Origin of the sequence: Hymenobacter algoricola, from assembly GCF_039539525.1 — a bacterium.
GTDB lineage: Bacteria > Bacteroidota > Bacteroidia > Cytophagales > Hymenobacteraceae > Hymenobacter > Hymenobacter algoricola.
The window spans coordinates 83,287-97,814 of the sequence record NZ_BAABDH010000109.1; the positions used below are offsets into that span (position 1 = coordinate 83,287).

The following is a 14,528-nucleotide window of genomic DNA, read 5'->3' on the forward strand; positions in this document are numbered from 1 at the left end:
TCGCGGCCTGGCCAGAACATAAATTCCGGCTGCTCGCCTTGGCTCTAGCACTCGACCCGCCACCCGCGCCCGAACATAGCCCGACTTGCGGGCGGGAGCCGGGCAGCCCAGCGCTAGGTCAGCGGGCCGAACTTTTTTTAAAGCAGCTGCTTGCGCAGGCTGCCGGTGAGATACTTACAGTCTGTGCCCTGTCCGCCGCTATACTTGGTTGTACAAGCTGTCAGGGCCGCAACTCGTGGGGAAAGACGGCCCAATAGGTGCAGCCGCACCGCGTAGCACAGAGTCATTCCAGAGGGAACGGGACGGCCGTGCTTATCCGCCTATCAGCTGTACTGCCGGCATTGCTTCACCCGGGCAATACCCGCTCCCGCCGATTACAAGAATATAGCCCTCGGCGGCCAGCATGGTTCTCCCGCTTGCTCAAGCGTCAGCGCAGATGCCGCACCTGGACTTTTACCACCTTAGGATTACCAACCGGTAGGTGTAGGGGGGTGAGACATTTGCGGCGCAAGGTCTTTGCTGCCCCAAACTCCAGCCGCCGGCGGCCGCCGAGCAAGGCGGTAGCGGCCAGGAACGGTTGGCAGGTAGTTCAAGCCGAAAAATTTACATAATCAAAAAGCCTGATATAATATACTGTTCGCAATGAGAAAGTTTTGCCGGGACGAGGTATTTGATCCTGAGAAGTTGGGGATTAGCTAAGAAGCTCTATTTTACCGACCTAAACGCTCTTTGTTCTCACTCCAAAACCCTCATTTCCCACCGCTTCTATGATGAATATTCTTTACGTAGCACCCGGGTTGGGTATTCTGGCCCTCGTTTACACGTGGCTGCGCTCCGGCTGGGTTACCCGCCAGGATGCCGGGGATGAACGCATGAAAACCATTGCCGGCTACATTGCCGATGGCGCCATTGCCTTCCTGAAGGCGGAGTACAAGGTGCTGACCATTTTCGGGCTTATTGCCAGCGTCTTTCTGTTTTACCTGGGCAGCACCGGCGAAAAGTCCAGCCCGGTGATTGTCGTGGCCTTCCTGATTGGGGCCATTTTCTCGGCCCTGGCCGGCTTTATCGGGATGAAGATTGCCACCAAAGCCAACGTGCGCACTGCCCAGGCGGCCCGCACCAGCCTGTCGAAAGCCCTGAACGTGTCGTTTTCGGGGGGCTCGGTGATGGGCATGGGCGTGGCCGGCCTGGCCGTGCTGGGACTGGGCTCGTTGTTTATCGTGTTTTACCAGATGTTCGTGGTTAGCAAGGGCGGCAGCGCCAATGGCGTGGAGATGGAAACCGCGCTGGAAGTGCTGACGGGCTTCTCGCTCGGCGCCGAAAGCATTGCCCTGTTTGCCCGCGTGGGCGGTGGCATCTATACCAAGGCCGCCGATGTGGGCGCTGACCTGGTGGGCAAAGTCGAAGCCGGCATTCCCGAAGATGACCCCCGCAACCCCGCCACGATTGCCGACAACGTGGGCGACAACGTGGGCGACGTGGCCGGCATGGGGGCCGACTTGTTCGGCTCCTACGTGGCAACTATTCTGGCTACCATGGTGCTGGGCCGCGAAGTGGTGGCCGCCGGCGACCAGTTCAACGGCCTGTCCCCGATTCTGCTCCCCATGGTCATTGCCGGCGTCGGCATCGTGGCCTCCCTGATTGGCATTCTGACCGTGCGGGTGAAGGAAGGTGGCGACGTGCAGGCGGCCCTCAACTTCGGCAACTATGTATCCGTCGCCATTTCCGCCGTAGCGGCCTTCTTTATTATCCGCTGGATGCTGCCGGCCGGCGACCTGGTTATCGGGCGCGCCGGGGCGGTGGCCTTCACCTCGATGGATGTGTTTTATGCCGTCGTGGTGGGTCTTGTCGTGGGTACGCTGATGAGCATCATTACGGAGTATTACACCGCCATGGGCAAGCGCCCGGTGCTCAGCATCGTCAAGCAAAGCAGCACCGGCCACGCCACCACGGTTATCGGCGGTCTGTCGGTGGGCATGGAGTCCACCGTGCTGCCGATTCTGATTCTGGCGGCCGGCATTGTGCTGTCGTTCCGCTTTGCAGGCCTCTACGGCGTGGCTATTGCCGCCGCCGGCATGATGGCTACCACCGCCATGCAGCTGGCTATCGACGCCTTCGGCCCCATTGCCGACAACGCCGGCGGCATCGCCGAAATGAGCGAGCTGCCCAAGGAAGTGCGCGAGCGGACCGACATTCTGGACGCGGTCGGCAACACCACCGCGGCTACCGGCAAAGGCTTCGCCATTGCCTCCGCCGCCCTGACCTCGCTGGCCTTGTTTGCCGCCTTCATGGGGACGGCCAACATCAGCGTCATCGACATCAGCCACGCCGACGTGCTGGCGGGCCTGTTCGTGGGGGGCATGATTCCGTTTATCTTCTCCGGCCTGGCCATTTCGGCGGTGGGCCGGGCGGCCATGGCCATGGTGCAGGAAGTGCGCCGGCAGTTCCGCGAGATTCCCGGCATTATGGAAGGCACCGGCCGCCCCGAATACGAGAAGTGCGTTGCTATTTCCACCCAGGCCGCCATCCGCGAAATGATGCTGCCCGGTGCCATTGCCCTCGTCGTACCCGTCATCGTGGGCTTCACCATGGGGCCCGAGGTACTGGGCGGCCTGCTGGCCGGCGTCACGGTGTCGGGGGTGCTGATGGCCATTTTCCAGAGCAACGCCGGGGGCGCCTGGGACAACGCCAAGAAGTCGTTCGAGAAAGGCGTGATGATTGACGGCGTGATGCAGTATAAGGGCTCCGAAGCCCACAAGGCCTCCGTCACCGGCGACACCGTGGGCGACCCCTTTAAGGACACCTCCGGTCCCAGCATGAACATTCTTATCAAGCTGATGTCCATCGTATCCCTGGTTATTGCGCCCCACATTGCCGCCCCGGAGCGGGGCATGGCCCAGGCCGAGAGGCCGCGGCAGGAGCCGAGCGTGTCGTCCCCGGTGCAGTCGGTGGCGGCTGCCGGCGCGGCCTCCAAAACCCTGCTGGTGCAGCGCTAGGCCGTCACTGCTGCTTCCTACGGCCATTCACGAGCTGCCTCTCCCTGCCGGAGGGGCAGCTTTTTTGTACTACATTTGAGTCCCCCTTCGCTCAGCGGACCAACCTCACCCGGATGCCCCAAGCCACTATTTCCCTGCACGACAAGCAGTTCAGTCCCTATCTGCCGGCCCGGCAGATTGCGGAATCCATCCAGGCCCTGGCAGTGCGGATCAGCCAGGACTACGCCGGCCGGCAGCCCCTGTTCGTGTCCGTGCTCAACGGCTCGTTCATGTTCACCTCCGACCTGCTCAAGGAGCTGACCATTGCCTGTGAAGTAGCCTTCATCCGCGTGGCTTCCTACGCCGGCACCAGCAGCACCGGCGAAGTAAAAGAGATTCTGGGCCTGCAGGAAGACGTGCAGGGCCGCGACCTGATCATCGTGGAAGACATCGTGGATACGGGCCACACCATGCGGGCCCTGCTCGACCTGCTGACGGCCAAAAAACCTGCCTCCCTGGCCGTGGCTACGCTGTTTTTGAAGCCCGAGTGCCTGCAGCACGAGCTGGATATCCGCTACGTGGGCCTCGAGATTCCCAATGACTTCATCGTGGGCTTCGGCCTCGATTATGACGGCCTGGGCCGCAATTACCCCGACGTGTACAAAGCTGTCTGACCTCGGCCGGCAGCCAAAATAAGCTGTTAGCCGTAAGGGGTGGTTTGGTGCCGATTTGTTATCTTTCCCAACCCCGCCCACACTTTTCTTTCTCGCGAAACACCTCGCTTTATGCTCAATATCGTGCTCTTCGGCCCGCCCGGCGCCGGCAAAGGAACGCAAAGCCAGAAACTCATTGCCCGCTATAATCTGGTGCACCTGTCCACCGGCGACCTGCTTCGCTCCCAGATTACCCAGGGTACGGAGCTTGGTCTGCGCGCCAAAAAACTCATGGATGAAGGTCTGCTGGTACCCGATGAGGTGGTTATCGGCATGATCGAAAGCCAGCTGGCCAACAACACCACGGCCGCCGGCTTCATCTTCGACGGCTTCCCCCGCACCGTGCCCCAGGCCCAAAGCCTCGATGCCCTCACCCAGCGCTACGACACCGGCGTGAGCTGCATGATTGCGCTGGAAGTAGACGAGGAGGAACTGGTGAAGCGCCTGCTGGACCGCGGTAAAACCAGCGGCCGCCCCGACGACCAGAACGAGGAGAAAATTCGCAAGCGCGTGACGGTATACAACACCGAAACCGCCCAGGTAGCCGGTTATTATGCCGCGCAGCAGAAGTTTCACGCCCTGAACGGAATCGGCGTTATCGACGATATTTTCGGCCAGATCTGCCGGATTATCGACCAGCACCAGCCGGCCGCTGCCGTTGCCGGCAGCCCCGCCGCTGCTACCGACGAAGTAAAAGCGTAACTTTACGGCTGCTACCCGCTGCTGGGTAGTGGCAGAACCAACTCTGTCATCCTGAGCAAAGCGAAGGACCTTATCACGCTGGAACGACCCCAATGTCGTTCCGCCGCAGTAAGGTCCTTCGCTTTGCCCAGGATGACAGCCGTTTTTTAGACATCCCATTAAGACGGCGGAACCAGGAATACCCCAATTCTTAGTTCCTGATTCTTGATTTTTAATTCCTTCCCCGTGGCTTCCAACAACTTCATCGACTACGTCAAAATCAACTGCCGCTCCGGTAACGGAGGGGCCGGCTCGGCTCACTTTTTCCGTGCCAAAGGCCTGCCCAACGGTGGCCCCGACGGTGGCGACGGCGGCCGCGGCGGCCACATCATTCTGGAAGGCAACTCCCAGCTCTGGACCCTGCTGCACCTGCAGTACAAAAAGCACCAGTTTGCCGAAAACGGCGTGAACGGGGGCGAGGCCCTCTGCACCGGCGCCCAGGGCAAGGATATCACCATTCAGGTGCCGCTGGGTACCATTGCCCGCGACGCCGAAACCGGCGCGAAGAAGGTGGAGATTACCGAGCACGGCCAGCGCATCATCCTCACGCCCGGCGGCCGCGGCGGCCTGGGCAACGACCACTTCAAGTCGGCCACCAACCAGGCCCCGACCTACGCCCAGCCCGGCGAGTCCGGCGTGGACGAGCTGGTGATTCTGGAGCTCAAGCTGCTGGCCGACGTGGGTCTGGTGGGCTTCCCCAACGCGGGCAAGAGCACGCTGCTGTCGGTGGTGTCGGCGGCCAAGCCCAAGATTGCCGACTACGCCTTTACGACCCTAACGCCCAACCTGGGCGTGGTGGCCTACCGCGACTACAAATCCTTTGTGATGGCCGACATCCCCGGCATCATCGAGGGCGCGGCGGAAGGGCGCGGGCTGGGTATTCGCTTCCTGAAGCACATTGAGCGCAACTCCATGCTGCTGTTCATGATTTCGGTCGACAGTCCGGACATTGCCGCCGAGTACAAGGTGCTGGTGAATGAGCTCCAGCAGTTCAACCCCGAGCTGCTCGACAAGAAGCGCCTGCTGGCCATTACCAAGGCCGACCTGATCGACGACGAGCTGGAAGCCGAGATGCGCGCCACCCTGCCCACCGACCTGCCCACCGTCTTTATCTCCAGCCTGGCGAATAAGAACATCATCCAGCTGAAGGACATGATCTGGCAGGCGCTGAATGCCAAGGAGTAACACCTATGGCTGCCCGTACTTATATTATACTCCCTATTGTTCTCCTGGCTTTGCTCTGCGTATGGTTAGGGCCTATGTGGGGGCTTCAAATGTTCGCGTGGCTGCTGTTTTACGGTGGGATGGCAGCCGCACGTATATTTTTCGCACTGGATTACTCAAAAGATTAATCTGCTGCAGTTTCCAATGGTTATTGCGCTGACTTTCCCAGTGGCGCTTCTCGCCTTTTATTTGAAAAAAGCGTCGTTCAGAGCAAGGTAGAGGAAACCTACTACCCGCCTCCTGAAGTTTCTCGTGCCAAACTGACAGCCAAACCCGCTTTGGCAAACTCCTTGCGCCCGACGGGTAGCCCAACGGCCACTCCCGTGAAAAACCCATTCCGACGAATATTTACCAAAATGGCTGACGATACCACCCTGCCCCAGGACGACAATCTGTCCGTTGACTCTACGCATACGGCCGGCGAATTGCCCGAAGACCCGAACGCGCCCGACCTGGGCACGCCCGAGGGCCTCGACGGCGGCGCGCCGAAAGCCGAAGGCACCAAAACTGACGCCGAGCTGGCCGAGCTGAAGGACAAATACCTGCGCCTGGCCGCTGAGTTCGACAACTACAAGCGCCGCACCACCAAGGAGCGCGCCGACCTGTTTAAAAGTGCCAACCAAGAGCTGATGGTGGCTTTGCTGCCCGTGCTCGACGATTTTGAGCGCGCCCGCCACGCCACCCAGGCTACCACCGATGCCGGGGCCGTGCGCGAGAGCATCGAGATTATTCAGAACAAGCTGAACAAAACGCTCCAGCAAAAGGGTTTGACCCCCATGGAAGCCAAGGGCGGCGACTTCGATGCCGACCTGCACGAGGCCATTACCCAGATTCCTGCGCCTTCGGAGGACCTGAAGGGTAAAATCGTGGACGAGGTGGAGAAAGGCTACTACCTCGGCGACAAAGTAATCCGGCACGCCAAGGTGGTGCTGGGCCAGTAAATGAACGAGTAACCGTCATGCTGAGCATTCTGCGCATCAAGCAGAGACGAAGCATCTCGCGTGCTGACACTGGATTAGTAATCCAACTAAACACGCGAGATGCTTCGACTTCGCGGACGCAAGATGAAGCATGACGTTCTGGAAAAACAACAATGGCAACGAAGCGAGATTATTACGAGGTGTTGGGCGTGGCCAAAACCGCGTCGGGGGAGGAAATCAAGAAGGCCTACCGCAAGGTGGCCATCAAGTTTCACCCCGATAAGAACCCCGACGACCCGACGGCCGAAGACAAGTTCAAAGAAGCTGCGGAGGCCTACGAAATCCTGTCCAGCGACGACAAGCGCGCCCGCTACGACCGGTTCGGGCACCAGAGCGGCGGGGGCGGCGGGGCCCAGAACATGGAGGACATCTTCTCCCAGTTCGGCGACATCTTCGGCGGCGGCGGCGGCTTCGAGGGCTTCTTTGGGGGCCAGGGCCGCGGCGGCCAGGGACGGCGCGTGAAAAAGGGCTCCAACCTGCGCATTAAGCTCAAGCTCGATCTGGAGGAAGTGGCCAACGGCGTCGAGAAGAAAATCAAGGTGAAGCGCTACGTGGCCTGCCAGCCCTGCTCGGGCACCGGCGCCAAAAACGGCACCGACCTGAAGGACTGCGGCACCTGCCACGGCCAGGGCCAGGTGAAGCGGGTGGTGAACACGATGCTGGGCCAGATGGTCAGCGCCTCCACCTGCCCGACCTGCAACGGCGAGGGCAAAATCGTGAGCAGCAAGTGCGACGTGTGCCACGGCGAAGGCCGGCAGCTGCACGAGGAGGTTATTCCGATCAACATCCCGTCCGGCGTGGCCGAGGGCATGCAGCTGAGCATGAACGGCAAGGGCAACTACCCTGAACGCGGCGGCGTGCCCGGTGACCTGCTCATCCAGATTGAGGAGGAGCCGCACGAGCTGCTCAAGCGCGACGGCAACAACATCATGTTCGAGCAGTACATTTCGTTTGTCGATGCCGCCCTGGGCGCCAACATCGAGGTGCCGACCATTGAGGGCAAGGTGAAAATCAAGGTCGACCCCGGTACCCAGCCGGGCAAGATCCTGCGCCTGCGCGGCAAGGGCATCAAGGACCTGAACGGCTACGGCCGCGGCGACCAGCTCATTCACCTCAGCGTCTGGACGCCCAAGAACGTGAGCAGCGAGGAGCGGGAGCTGCTCGAAAAGCTGCGCAACGCCCAGAACTTCGTACCCAACCCCGGCAAGAACGAGAAAGGCTTCTTCGAGAAAGTAAAGGAGTATTTCCAGTAAGCTGCGCATTGCCGCGAACTATCCTTGATTGCGGTGATTAGAAAAAGCCCGCCCTCCATTCGTGGAGGACGGGCTTTTTCGTGCGGAGCCGTGCGGGGTATCTCGGCTAGTGCTTCAGCACGCGCTTAGCAATGGTGCCTTCGGCCGCGTGCAGGCGCACGGTGTAGAAGCCGGCCGGCAGCGTACTCAGATTCAGCTCGTGCCGGATAGTGCCTCGGCGGGGCTGGAGGTCAAGTGTTTGGACCACCTGGCCTAGGGTGTTCAGGACTTCGGTGCGCACCGCCCCCTGCTCGCGCAGGCCGGCAACACTAAGCGTAGCAGCGCTCAGGGTAGGGTTGGGGTAGAGGGCTGCTGCGGCTTCCAACTCCGTAGCCCGCCGGGTGGCCAGCGTAATGAAGTTGGAGTAAGTAGCCAGGTAGTCGTTGACGTACCGGCTGGTCGGCACATCATATTCCTGCCCCACCCTGCGGCGTATCTGGCTGGTGGCCGCGTAGCTGAGCAAGGTGCGGTAGGCGTAGTCGATGAACCAGGCATTGTTGGCCCATCGTTCGCCCTGGTACAGGGTTTCGTTGCCGAAGGCATCATAGGTCTGGGTGTAGCGTTCTTCGTTGAGCCAGACGTCAGGTGCAACCAGCTTCTGGCCTATGCTGACGTAGCTGCCGTTGGCCTGGTAGGTGAAGGTGGTGCGGTAGTCATCGGCCCAGGTGCTGGTGGCTTTATTCCATTCCTGCTGCTCGTAATAGGCAGGCAGCAGCTTGGCCCAGTTATACCAATTGATACTGCGAATGCGGTAATCATTGACATAAGCTCCGTTATCCCACTCCTCCCCGGTGAGCCCCGTCCACTGGTTGTTGGCATTGACGGTGTACGTAGTGCGGTAGTCCGGTTGCCAGATGCCGGTGGCCGTATTCAGATTCTCAGCTACTTCCGTGAGGAGTACGCCGGCCGGATTATACGTGTTGGTGCTGCGGTAGCCACCGCGCGTCTGCCAGGCATTGTTCTGCCATTCCTGGTACAGATACAGGGTTCCGCGGCCATTGGCATCGTAGGCGTATTGCGTGCGGTAGCTGTTCATATAGGCCGAGCCGTTCCAGTTCTGCTCCAGCTCCTCGGTTACCAACGCCTGCGCATTATAGACCAGCAGCGTCTTCCGCCGAGGAGCATTCGTAGCCGAATCCGTACCCACTATTTGAATAGGGCGGCCCTGGGTATTGTAGGTATTGGTTAGGATGTAGCCGCCGTCCCAGCGGGCGGTATTCTGGCTCCAATAATGCTCGATGCTGCGGCCCGGCACGGTAACGGCCGTAATGCCCGCCCCGCGGGCGGTCAACTCAGCACCCGGCCCGACATAGTGGTGCGCCTGATCAAACAGGAGTTTGGCGGAGCGAGCCGGAGTCCGGCTTTGCGCGGTGCTGCTCAGAGCCGCCGTGAGGAGCGCTGCCGTGAGGGCCAGGGGTAAAAAGTGCTTCATAAGACCAGCAGATAATAGGGTGAGCACCAAATATAGAACTAATATTGATATTGTTATATATGAAGTATATATATTATAAATAATGGATATTAAGCACTTCGACAGCCGGTTGAATTTATGCCGGGACGCAGATCAAGTAATTGAATAATAAAAGGTTGTATAAAAGTAAGGCAAAAACAAACAGGCATTCTGTAATGTAGCCGGCCTGCTGGCGATATATATCGTGTACTTGCTTCTGCCATGAACCCCGCCGCACCCGATTTTCTTGCCGTCATCAACTCCAACCAGGGTTTGCTGCACCGCATCTGCCGGCTCTACTGCCCCGATGCCGACGAACGGCAGGATCTGTACCAGGAAGTAGTGCTCCAGCTCTGGCGGGCCTGGCCCCAGTACCGGCCGGGCGCGGCCAAAGTCAGCACCTGGCTCTACCGCATTGCCCTGAACGTAGCCATCAGCAGCCTGCGCCGGCGCACCCGTCACCCCGCGCCCGAGCGGTTTGGCCCCGAGCTGCCCGACGTGGCTCCGCCCCCCGACCCCGGCCCCGACGCCGACGATCTGGCCCAGCTCTACCAGGCCATTGCCCGGCTCTCCGACGTGGAAAAAGCCTTCGTGCTGCTCTACCTCGAAGAGCGCACCTACGAGGAAATGGCCGACATCCTCGGCATCACCCAGAACAATGTGCGGGTGAAAATGCACCGCGTGCAGGACAAGCTTCGCCACCTCCTAACCCAACCCGCCTGATGGAACTCAATGATCTTCGCCGCCAGTGGCAGCAGCAGCCGGCCCCGGATAGCGCGGCCCCGGATGAGGCCGCCCTGCGCGCGCTGCTGACCCAGCCCTCCACCAGCCCCGTCGCCCGGATGCTGCGCAATGCCCGGCAGGAAATTATTTCCACCGTGCTGATTCTGGCCCTGACGATGGTAGGGCTGCAGTTTGTGCACCTCCCCTGGCTGCGGCCGTTTGGCTTGCTGCTGCTGACGGCTTCCGTGCTGATGGGCTATTACTACTACCATAAGCTGCGGGTGCTGCAGCGGCTGGGCACCACCACCGCGGCCCTGCGCGGCCACCTGGAGCAGCAGCTGCAGAGCCTGCGGAGCCTGCTGCGCCTGTACTACTACTTCACGATGGGCACGCTGGTGCTGATGGGCAGCTTTCTGCTGTACTCAACCTATACCCACCTGCCGCAGCTCTTCCGCGGCGACGCCCGCACGCTGTGGCAACGCGGCCTGTGGCTGGGGCTGACGGCGCTGATTTCCTGGCTCATTACCGGCTGGATTACCCGCTGGCACCTGCAGCGCCAGTACGGCCGCTACCTCGACCAGCTGGAAAGCCATCTGCACGAGCTGCGGGAGTTGTCCTGAGCCCGCCGGCCGCCATTCGGGCGGGCTTTCCGCCCGTTCAGACCCAATAATTTGCTGATTGGGTAAGAATTAAGCGGCTTCTTTATCCGGTTCCTGTAATATTACGCTCCACTCCCAACCTACTCTTTCCGCTGTGAGCAACATTCTGCAAGCCATCGACGTGCGCAAGGCCTACGCCGCCCACGTCGCCCTCGACGGCGTGAGCCTCGATATTCCGGAGGGCAGCATCTTCGGGCTGCTGGGTCCCAACGGGGCCGGCAAAACCTCCCTGATTCGCATTATCACCCAGATTACGGCCGCCGACTCCGGCGAAATCCGCTTCCGGGGCGAGCGGCTTAGCCCCAGCCATATCGGCCAGATCGGCTACCTGCCCGAGGAGCGGGGACTCTACAAAAAGATGAAGGTGGGGGAGCAGCTGCTCTACCTGGCCCAGCTCAAGGGCCTCACCAAGGCCGACGCCACCCAGCGCATCAAGGGCTGGATCGACCGGCTGGACCTGCGCGCCTGGGTGAGCAAGAACGTGGAAGACCTCAGCAAAGGCATGCAGCAGAAGGTGCAGTTCATTGCCACCGTCCTGCACGAGCCCAGCCTGATCATCCTCGACGAGCCGTTTTCGGGCTTCGACCCCATCAATGCTAACCTGATCAAGGACGAAATCCTGGAGCTGCGCCAGCGCGGGGCCACCGTCATCTTCAGCACCCACCGCATGGAATCGGTGGAGGAGATGTGCGACAACATTGCCCTCATCAACCGCTCCCGCAAGGTGCTCGACGGCTCGGTGCGCGACATCAAGGACGCCTTCAAAACCCGCACCTATGAGGTGGAGGGCAAAGGCCGGCTGATGGTCATTCACCCCGACTTCGAGGTGCTCGAGCACAAGGACCGCGAAAATGGCCACTTCTACGACCGGATTCGCCTGCACGAGGGCACTACGCCCAACGACCTGCTGCGCTACCTGATCGGCAACGTGGAAGTGCACGCCTTCCGCGAGCAGATTCCGAGCATCAACGACATCTTCATCCGCCGGGTGCAGGAAACCATGCCCGAAACCTTATCGGAGAAAGAGCTGGCCGTGCAGAGCTAGCCCGCACAAGCTGCCCGGCCCTCGTGCTGACTGCCACGCATATGTCAGCACGCGGGATTCCTCGCGGGGCTCGGAATGACGACCACCAACCAAGACCCCAAGTTCCTAAGACCCCACCAACTATGAATAAAATCTGGCTTATCATTCAGCGCGAATACCTGACCCGGGTGCGCAAGAAGAGCTTTCTGGTGATTTCGCTGCTGGCCCCGCTGCTGCTGGCCGGTACCACGCTGGGCATTGCCAAGCTCAACGCGCCCTCGTCGGCCGATGAGGTGGCCGTGTACGACGCCAGCGGCCTGAACCTGCTGGACCACCTGGTGGCCACCGAAGAGCTGCGCTTCGTGCCGGCCGGGGGCGCCTCGGCACCGGCCGCCACGGCCGCCTTCCAGCGGGCCAAGCCCAAGCAGGCGGCGCTGCTGGTATTTCCGGCGGACTTTTCCCTCGACTCCAACCAGGGGGTGCAGCTGCTGGCCGACGGCAACGTGAGTCTGAACCGGCAGCTGAATGTCCGCAAGGCCGTCAACAAGGCCATCAGTGAGCTGAAGCTGACCCGCTCCGGCCTCACCCGCCAGACCATCGATAACCTGAAGGCCGACGTCGACATGTCGGCCGTGAACCTGTCGCAGAAGGGGGGCAGCAAAAACAACGTGGGCGCCACCACCGCCGCGGCCTACTTCCTCTCGATTCTGGTCTACATGTTCATCTTCATCTACGGCGTGCAGGTGATGCGCGGCGTGGCCGAGGAAAAAACTAACCGGATTATGGAGGTAATGATGTCGTCGGTGAAGCCGTTTCAGCTGATGATGGGCAAGATCCTGGGTATTGCCGCCGTGGTGCTCACCCAGTTCGGCATCTGGCTGATTCTGTCGTACACCATCACCACGGTGGTAGCGCCGCTGCTGATGAAGTCGGACAAGACGCCTGCCACCGCGGTAGCCGCCAAAGCTTCGGGCGCCAGCGCCTCGCCGGCCGTGGCTGCCGACGAGGCCCCGGCCCTGAAAGCTCCGCAGCCCGGCACCCCGCCCAACATCTGGAGCGTGCTCGACGGCCTGCCCATCGGCAGCATCATCGGCGGCTTCCTGTTCTTCTTCCTGGGCGGCTACCTGCTCTACTCGTCGCTGTTTGCCGCCATCGGCGCGGCCGTCGATGACCAGACCGACGCCCAGCAGTTTATGTTCCCGGTGACCATTCCGCTGATTCTGAGCTATATCGTGAGCATCAACGTCATCATCAACGGCGACCCGAACGGTCCGCTGGCGTTCTGGCTGTCGATGATTCCGTTTACCTCGCCCATTGCCATGGTCATGCGCCTGCCCTTCGGCGTACCCGCGTGGCAGCTGCTGCTGTCGGGCGTGCTGCTCATTGGCGGCTTTATCTTCACCACCTGGGTGGCCAGCCGCATCTACCGCGTGGGCGTGCTCATGTATGGCAAGAAAGTAACCTACGCCGAGCTGTCCCGCTGGATGTTCTATAAAGGGTAAAGCCGTAGCAGGAGTATCATGGCGCGCCTTCTGCGAGTAAAGCAGAGACGAAGCAATAACACTGCTCTGAATTGTAGAAAGCACTGTTACCCTGAAAAGCCCCGACGTTAAGCATACGTCGGGGCCTTTTTGTTAACAAGGGCCTCTGTGCTGCTCAGGACGGATTGCTTCCGCCTTCGGCTTCGCAAGGACAGCCGACCAATAAAGCGTCAACACATTCTGCGTACTTTGAGCCGGCTGCGCCAGACCGGCCGCTGCCCCTTGCCCATGACCCGAAAACTCCTCCTGCTGCCGCTGCTGCTTTTGCTGCTCGGCTTCCGCGCCGACGACCGGCCGGCCTACCGCCTGTTTACCGCCGCCGGCAAGCCCGCCCGCTACGACAAGATGCTCCAGGAGCTGGCCCGGGCCGACGTCGTCTTTTTCGGCGAGCAGCACAACGACCCCATTGCCCACTGGCTGGCGCTGCAGCTGACCAAGGATTTGCTCCGCCTGAAACAGGGGCAGCTGGTGCTGGGCCTGGAAATGTTTGAGCGCGACGTGCAGCCCCTGGTCGACCAGTATACCACCGGGGAGGTGGCTGAGGAGGAGTTCGAAGCCCGCAGCCGCCCCTGGCCCAACTACGGCACCGACTACAAGCCGCTGCTGCTGCTGGCTAAGCAGCAGAAGTTCCGCGTGGTCGGGACCAACGTGCCCCGCCGCTACGCCTCGATGGTAGGCAAAAACAGCCTCTCGGTCCTCGACACCCTGCCTGCTAAGTCCAAGGCCTGGCTGGCCCCGCTGCCCCTCACCGTCGACTACGAGCTGCCCGGCTATAAGAATATGGCCAAGATGTTCGGCGGCGACGCGGCCCACGCGGCCGGCGTGCAGAACATCATCCAGGCCCAGGCGCTCAAGGATGCCACCATGGCCTACTTCCTCAACCAGGCCCGTCCCGCCGGCCACCTGCTGCTCCACCTCAACGGCAGCTACCACTCCGACAACCACGACGGCATCCTGGCCTACCTGCGCCAGCAAAATCCCCAGCTGCGCGTACTGACCATCAGCACCGTCACGCAGGAGCAGCTCGGGAAGCTGGATCGGGAGCAGCAGCAGAAAGCCGATTTCATCCTGACCGTACCCGCCGACATGACCAAAACCTACTAGTTGTATAGTCCCAGCGTGAGGTGGGTCGGGTCCTGGGTAAAGTTAACGGGGTTTTTCTGCCACTGGGCACACACAAATTCATGTGGCGTGAGGCCGCGTAAG

The 14,528-nt window shown here is 60.9% G+C and carries 12 protein-coding genes; 11 read left to right on the forward strand and 1 reads right to left on the reverse strand.

Annotation, left to right across the window (positions count from 1 at the left end):
- Positions 1 to 767 precede the first annotated feature (767 nt).
- The 6 genes from ABD842_RS18490 to dnaJ all read left to right on the forward strand — a co-directional run bounded on the left by ABD842_RS18490 (position 768) and on the right by dnaJ (position 7,886).
- Positions 768 to 2,996 carry a sodium-translocating pyrophosphatase gene (locus tag ABD842_RS18490; protein ID WP_345117179.1) on the forward strand — a complete coding sequence of 743 codons (2,229 nt, stop codon included), beginning with the start codon at positions 768 to 770 and terminating at the stop codon, positions 2,994 to 2,996.
- Between the two features lie 113 nt (positions 2,997 to 3,109).
- Positions 3,110 to 3,649: a hypoxanthine phosphoribosyltransferase gene (gene hpt / locus ABD842_RS18495; RefSeq protein ID WP_345117181.1), complete on the forward strand. Its 540-nt coding sequence runs from the start codon at positions 3,110 to 3,112 to the stop codon at positions 3,647 to 3,649.
- A 111-nt stretch (positions 3,650 to 3,760) separates the two neighbouring features.
- The gene (locus ABD842_RS18500; protein WP_345117183.1) at positions 3,761 to 4,390 is read left to right on the forward strand and encodes an adenylate kinase; all 630 of its coding nucleotides are present in this window, start codon (positions 3,761 to 3,763) and stop codon (positions 4,388 to 4,390) included.
- A 225-nt stretch (positions 4,391 to 4,615) separates the two neighbouring features.
- Positions 4,616 to 5,614 carry a GTPase ObgE gene (obgE, locus tag ABD842_RS18505; protein ID WP_345117201.1) on the forward strand — a complete coding sequence of 333 codons (999 nt, stop codon included), beginning with the start codon at positions 4,616 to 4,618 and terminating at the stop codon, positions 5,612 to 5,614.
- Positions 5,615 to 6,009: 395 nt separating this feature from the next.
- Positions 6,010 to 6,594, forward strand: coding sequence for a nucleotide exchange factor GrpE (locus ABD842_RS18510; RefSeq protein WP_345117185.1), 585 nt, complete (start codon positions 6,010 to 6,012; stop codon positions 6,592 to 6,594).
- A 152-nt stretch (positions 6,595 to 6,746) separates the two neighbouring features.
- Positions 6,747 to 7,886 carry a molecular chaperone DnaJ gene (gene dnaJ, locus ABD842_RS18515; RefSeq protein WP_345117186.1) on the forward strand — a complete coding sequence of 380 codons (1,140 nt, stop codon included), beginning with the start codon at positions 6,747 to 6,749 and terminating at the stop codon, positions 7,884 to 7,886.
- A 106-nt stretch (positions 7,887 to 7,992) separates the two neighbouring features.
- On the opposite strand, the gene ABD842_RS18520 is transcribed toward dnaJ, so the two are convergent.
- Positions 7,993 to 9,357, reverse strand: a complete 1,365-nt coding sequence (locus ABD842_RS18520) for a T9SS type A sorting domain-containing protein (RefSeq protein WP_345117188.1) — start codon at positions 9,355 to 9,357, stop codon at positions 7,993 to 7,995.
- A 240-nt stretch (positions 9,358 to 9,597) separates the two neighbouring features.
- Between ABD842_RS18520 and ABD842_RS18525 the strand changes: the two genes are divergently transcribed.
- The 5 genes from ABD842_RS18525 to ABD842_RS18545 all read left to right on the forward strand — a co-directional run bounded on the left by ABD842_RS18525 (position 9,598) and on the right by ABD842_RS18545 (position 14,426).
- Entirely contained in the window at positions 9,598 to 10,098 is a 501-nt protein-coding gene (locus ABD842_RS18525) for an RNA polymerase sigma factor (protein ID WP_345117191.1), read from the forward strand.
- Entirely contained in the window at positions 10,098 to 10,718 is a 621-nt protein-coding gene (locus ABD842_RS18530) for a hypothetical protein (RefSeq protein WP_345117193.1), read from the forward strand. Before ABD842_RS18525 ends, ABD842_RS18530 begins: the two co-directional genes overlap by 1 nt.
- Positions 10,719 to 10,851: 133 nt before the next feature.
- On the forward strand, positions 10,852 to 11,802 hold the full coding sequence (locus ABD842_RS18535; protein ID WP_345117195.1) for an ABC transporter ATP-binding protein: 951 nt from the start codon (positions 10,852 to 10,854) through the stop codon (positions 11,800 to 11,802).
- Positions 11,803 to 11,924: 122 nt separating this feature from the next.
- A complete protein-coding gene (locus ABD842_RS18540; RefSeq protein WP_345117197.1) occupies positions 11,925 to 13,283 on the forward strand; it encodes an ABC transporter permease in 1,359 nt (452 codons plus the stop codon).
- A gap of 267 nt (positions 13,284 to 13,550) precedes the next feature.
- A complete protein-coding gene (locus ABD842_RS18545; RefSeq protein ID WP_345117199.1) occupies positions 13,551 to 14,426 on the forward strand; it encodes a ChaN family lipoprotein in 876 nt (291 codons plus the stop codon).
- The last annotated feature ends 102 nt before the right edge of the window (positions 14,427 to 14,528 follow it).

Coding starts and splice junctions, on each gene's coding strand:
- ABD842_RS18545 (WP_345117199.1), top strand. CDS start 13,551: ATGACCCGAAAACTCCTCCTGCTGCCGCTGCTGCTTTTGCTGCTCGGC.
- ABD842_RS18500 (WP_345117183.1), top strand. CDS start 3,761: ATGCTCAATATCGTGCTCTTCGGCCCGCCCGGCGCCGGCAAAGGAACG.
- dnaJ (WP_345117186.1), top strand. CDS start 6,747: ATGGCAACGAAGCGAGATTATTACGAGGTGTTGGGCGTGGCCAAAACC.
- ABD842_RS18525 (WP_345117191.1), top strand. CDS start 9,598: ATGAACCCCGCCGCACCCGATTTTCTTGCCGTCATCAACTCCAACCAG.
- hpt (WP_345117181.1), top strand. CDS start 3,110: ATGCCCCAAGCCACTATTTCCCTGCACGACAAGCAGTTCAGTCCCTAT.
- ABD842_RS18530 (WP_345117193.1), top strand. CDS start 10,098: ATGGAACTCAATGATCTTCGCCGCCAGTGGCAGCAGCAGCCGGCCCCG.
- ABD842_RS18540 (WP_345117197.1), top strand. CDS start 11,925: ATGAATAAAATCTGGCTTATCATTCAGCGCGAATACCTGACCCGGGTG.
- ABD842_RS18520 (WP_345117188.1), bottom strand. CDS start 9,357: ATGAAGCACTTTTTACCCCTGGCCCTCACGGCAGCGCTCCTCACGGCG.
- ABD842_RS18490 (WP_345117179.1), top strand. CDS start 768: ATGATGAATATTCTTTACGTAGCACCCGGGTTGGGTATTCTGGCCCTC.
- ABD842_RS18510 (WP_345117185.1), top strand. CDS start 6,010: ATGGCTGACGATACCACCCTGCCCCAGGACGACAATCTGTCCGTTGAC.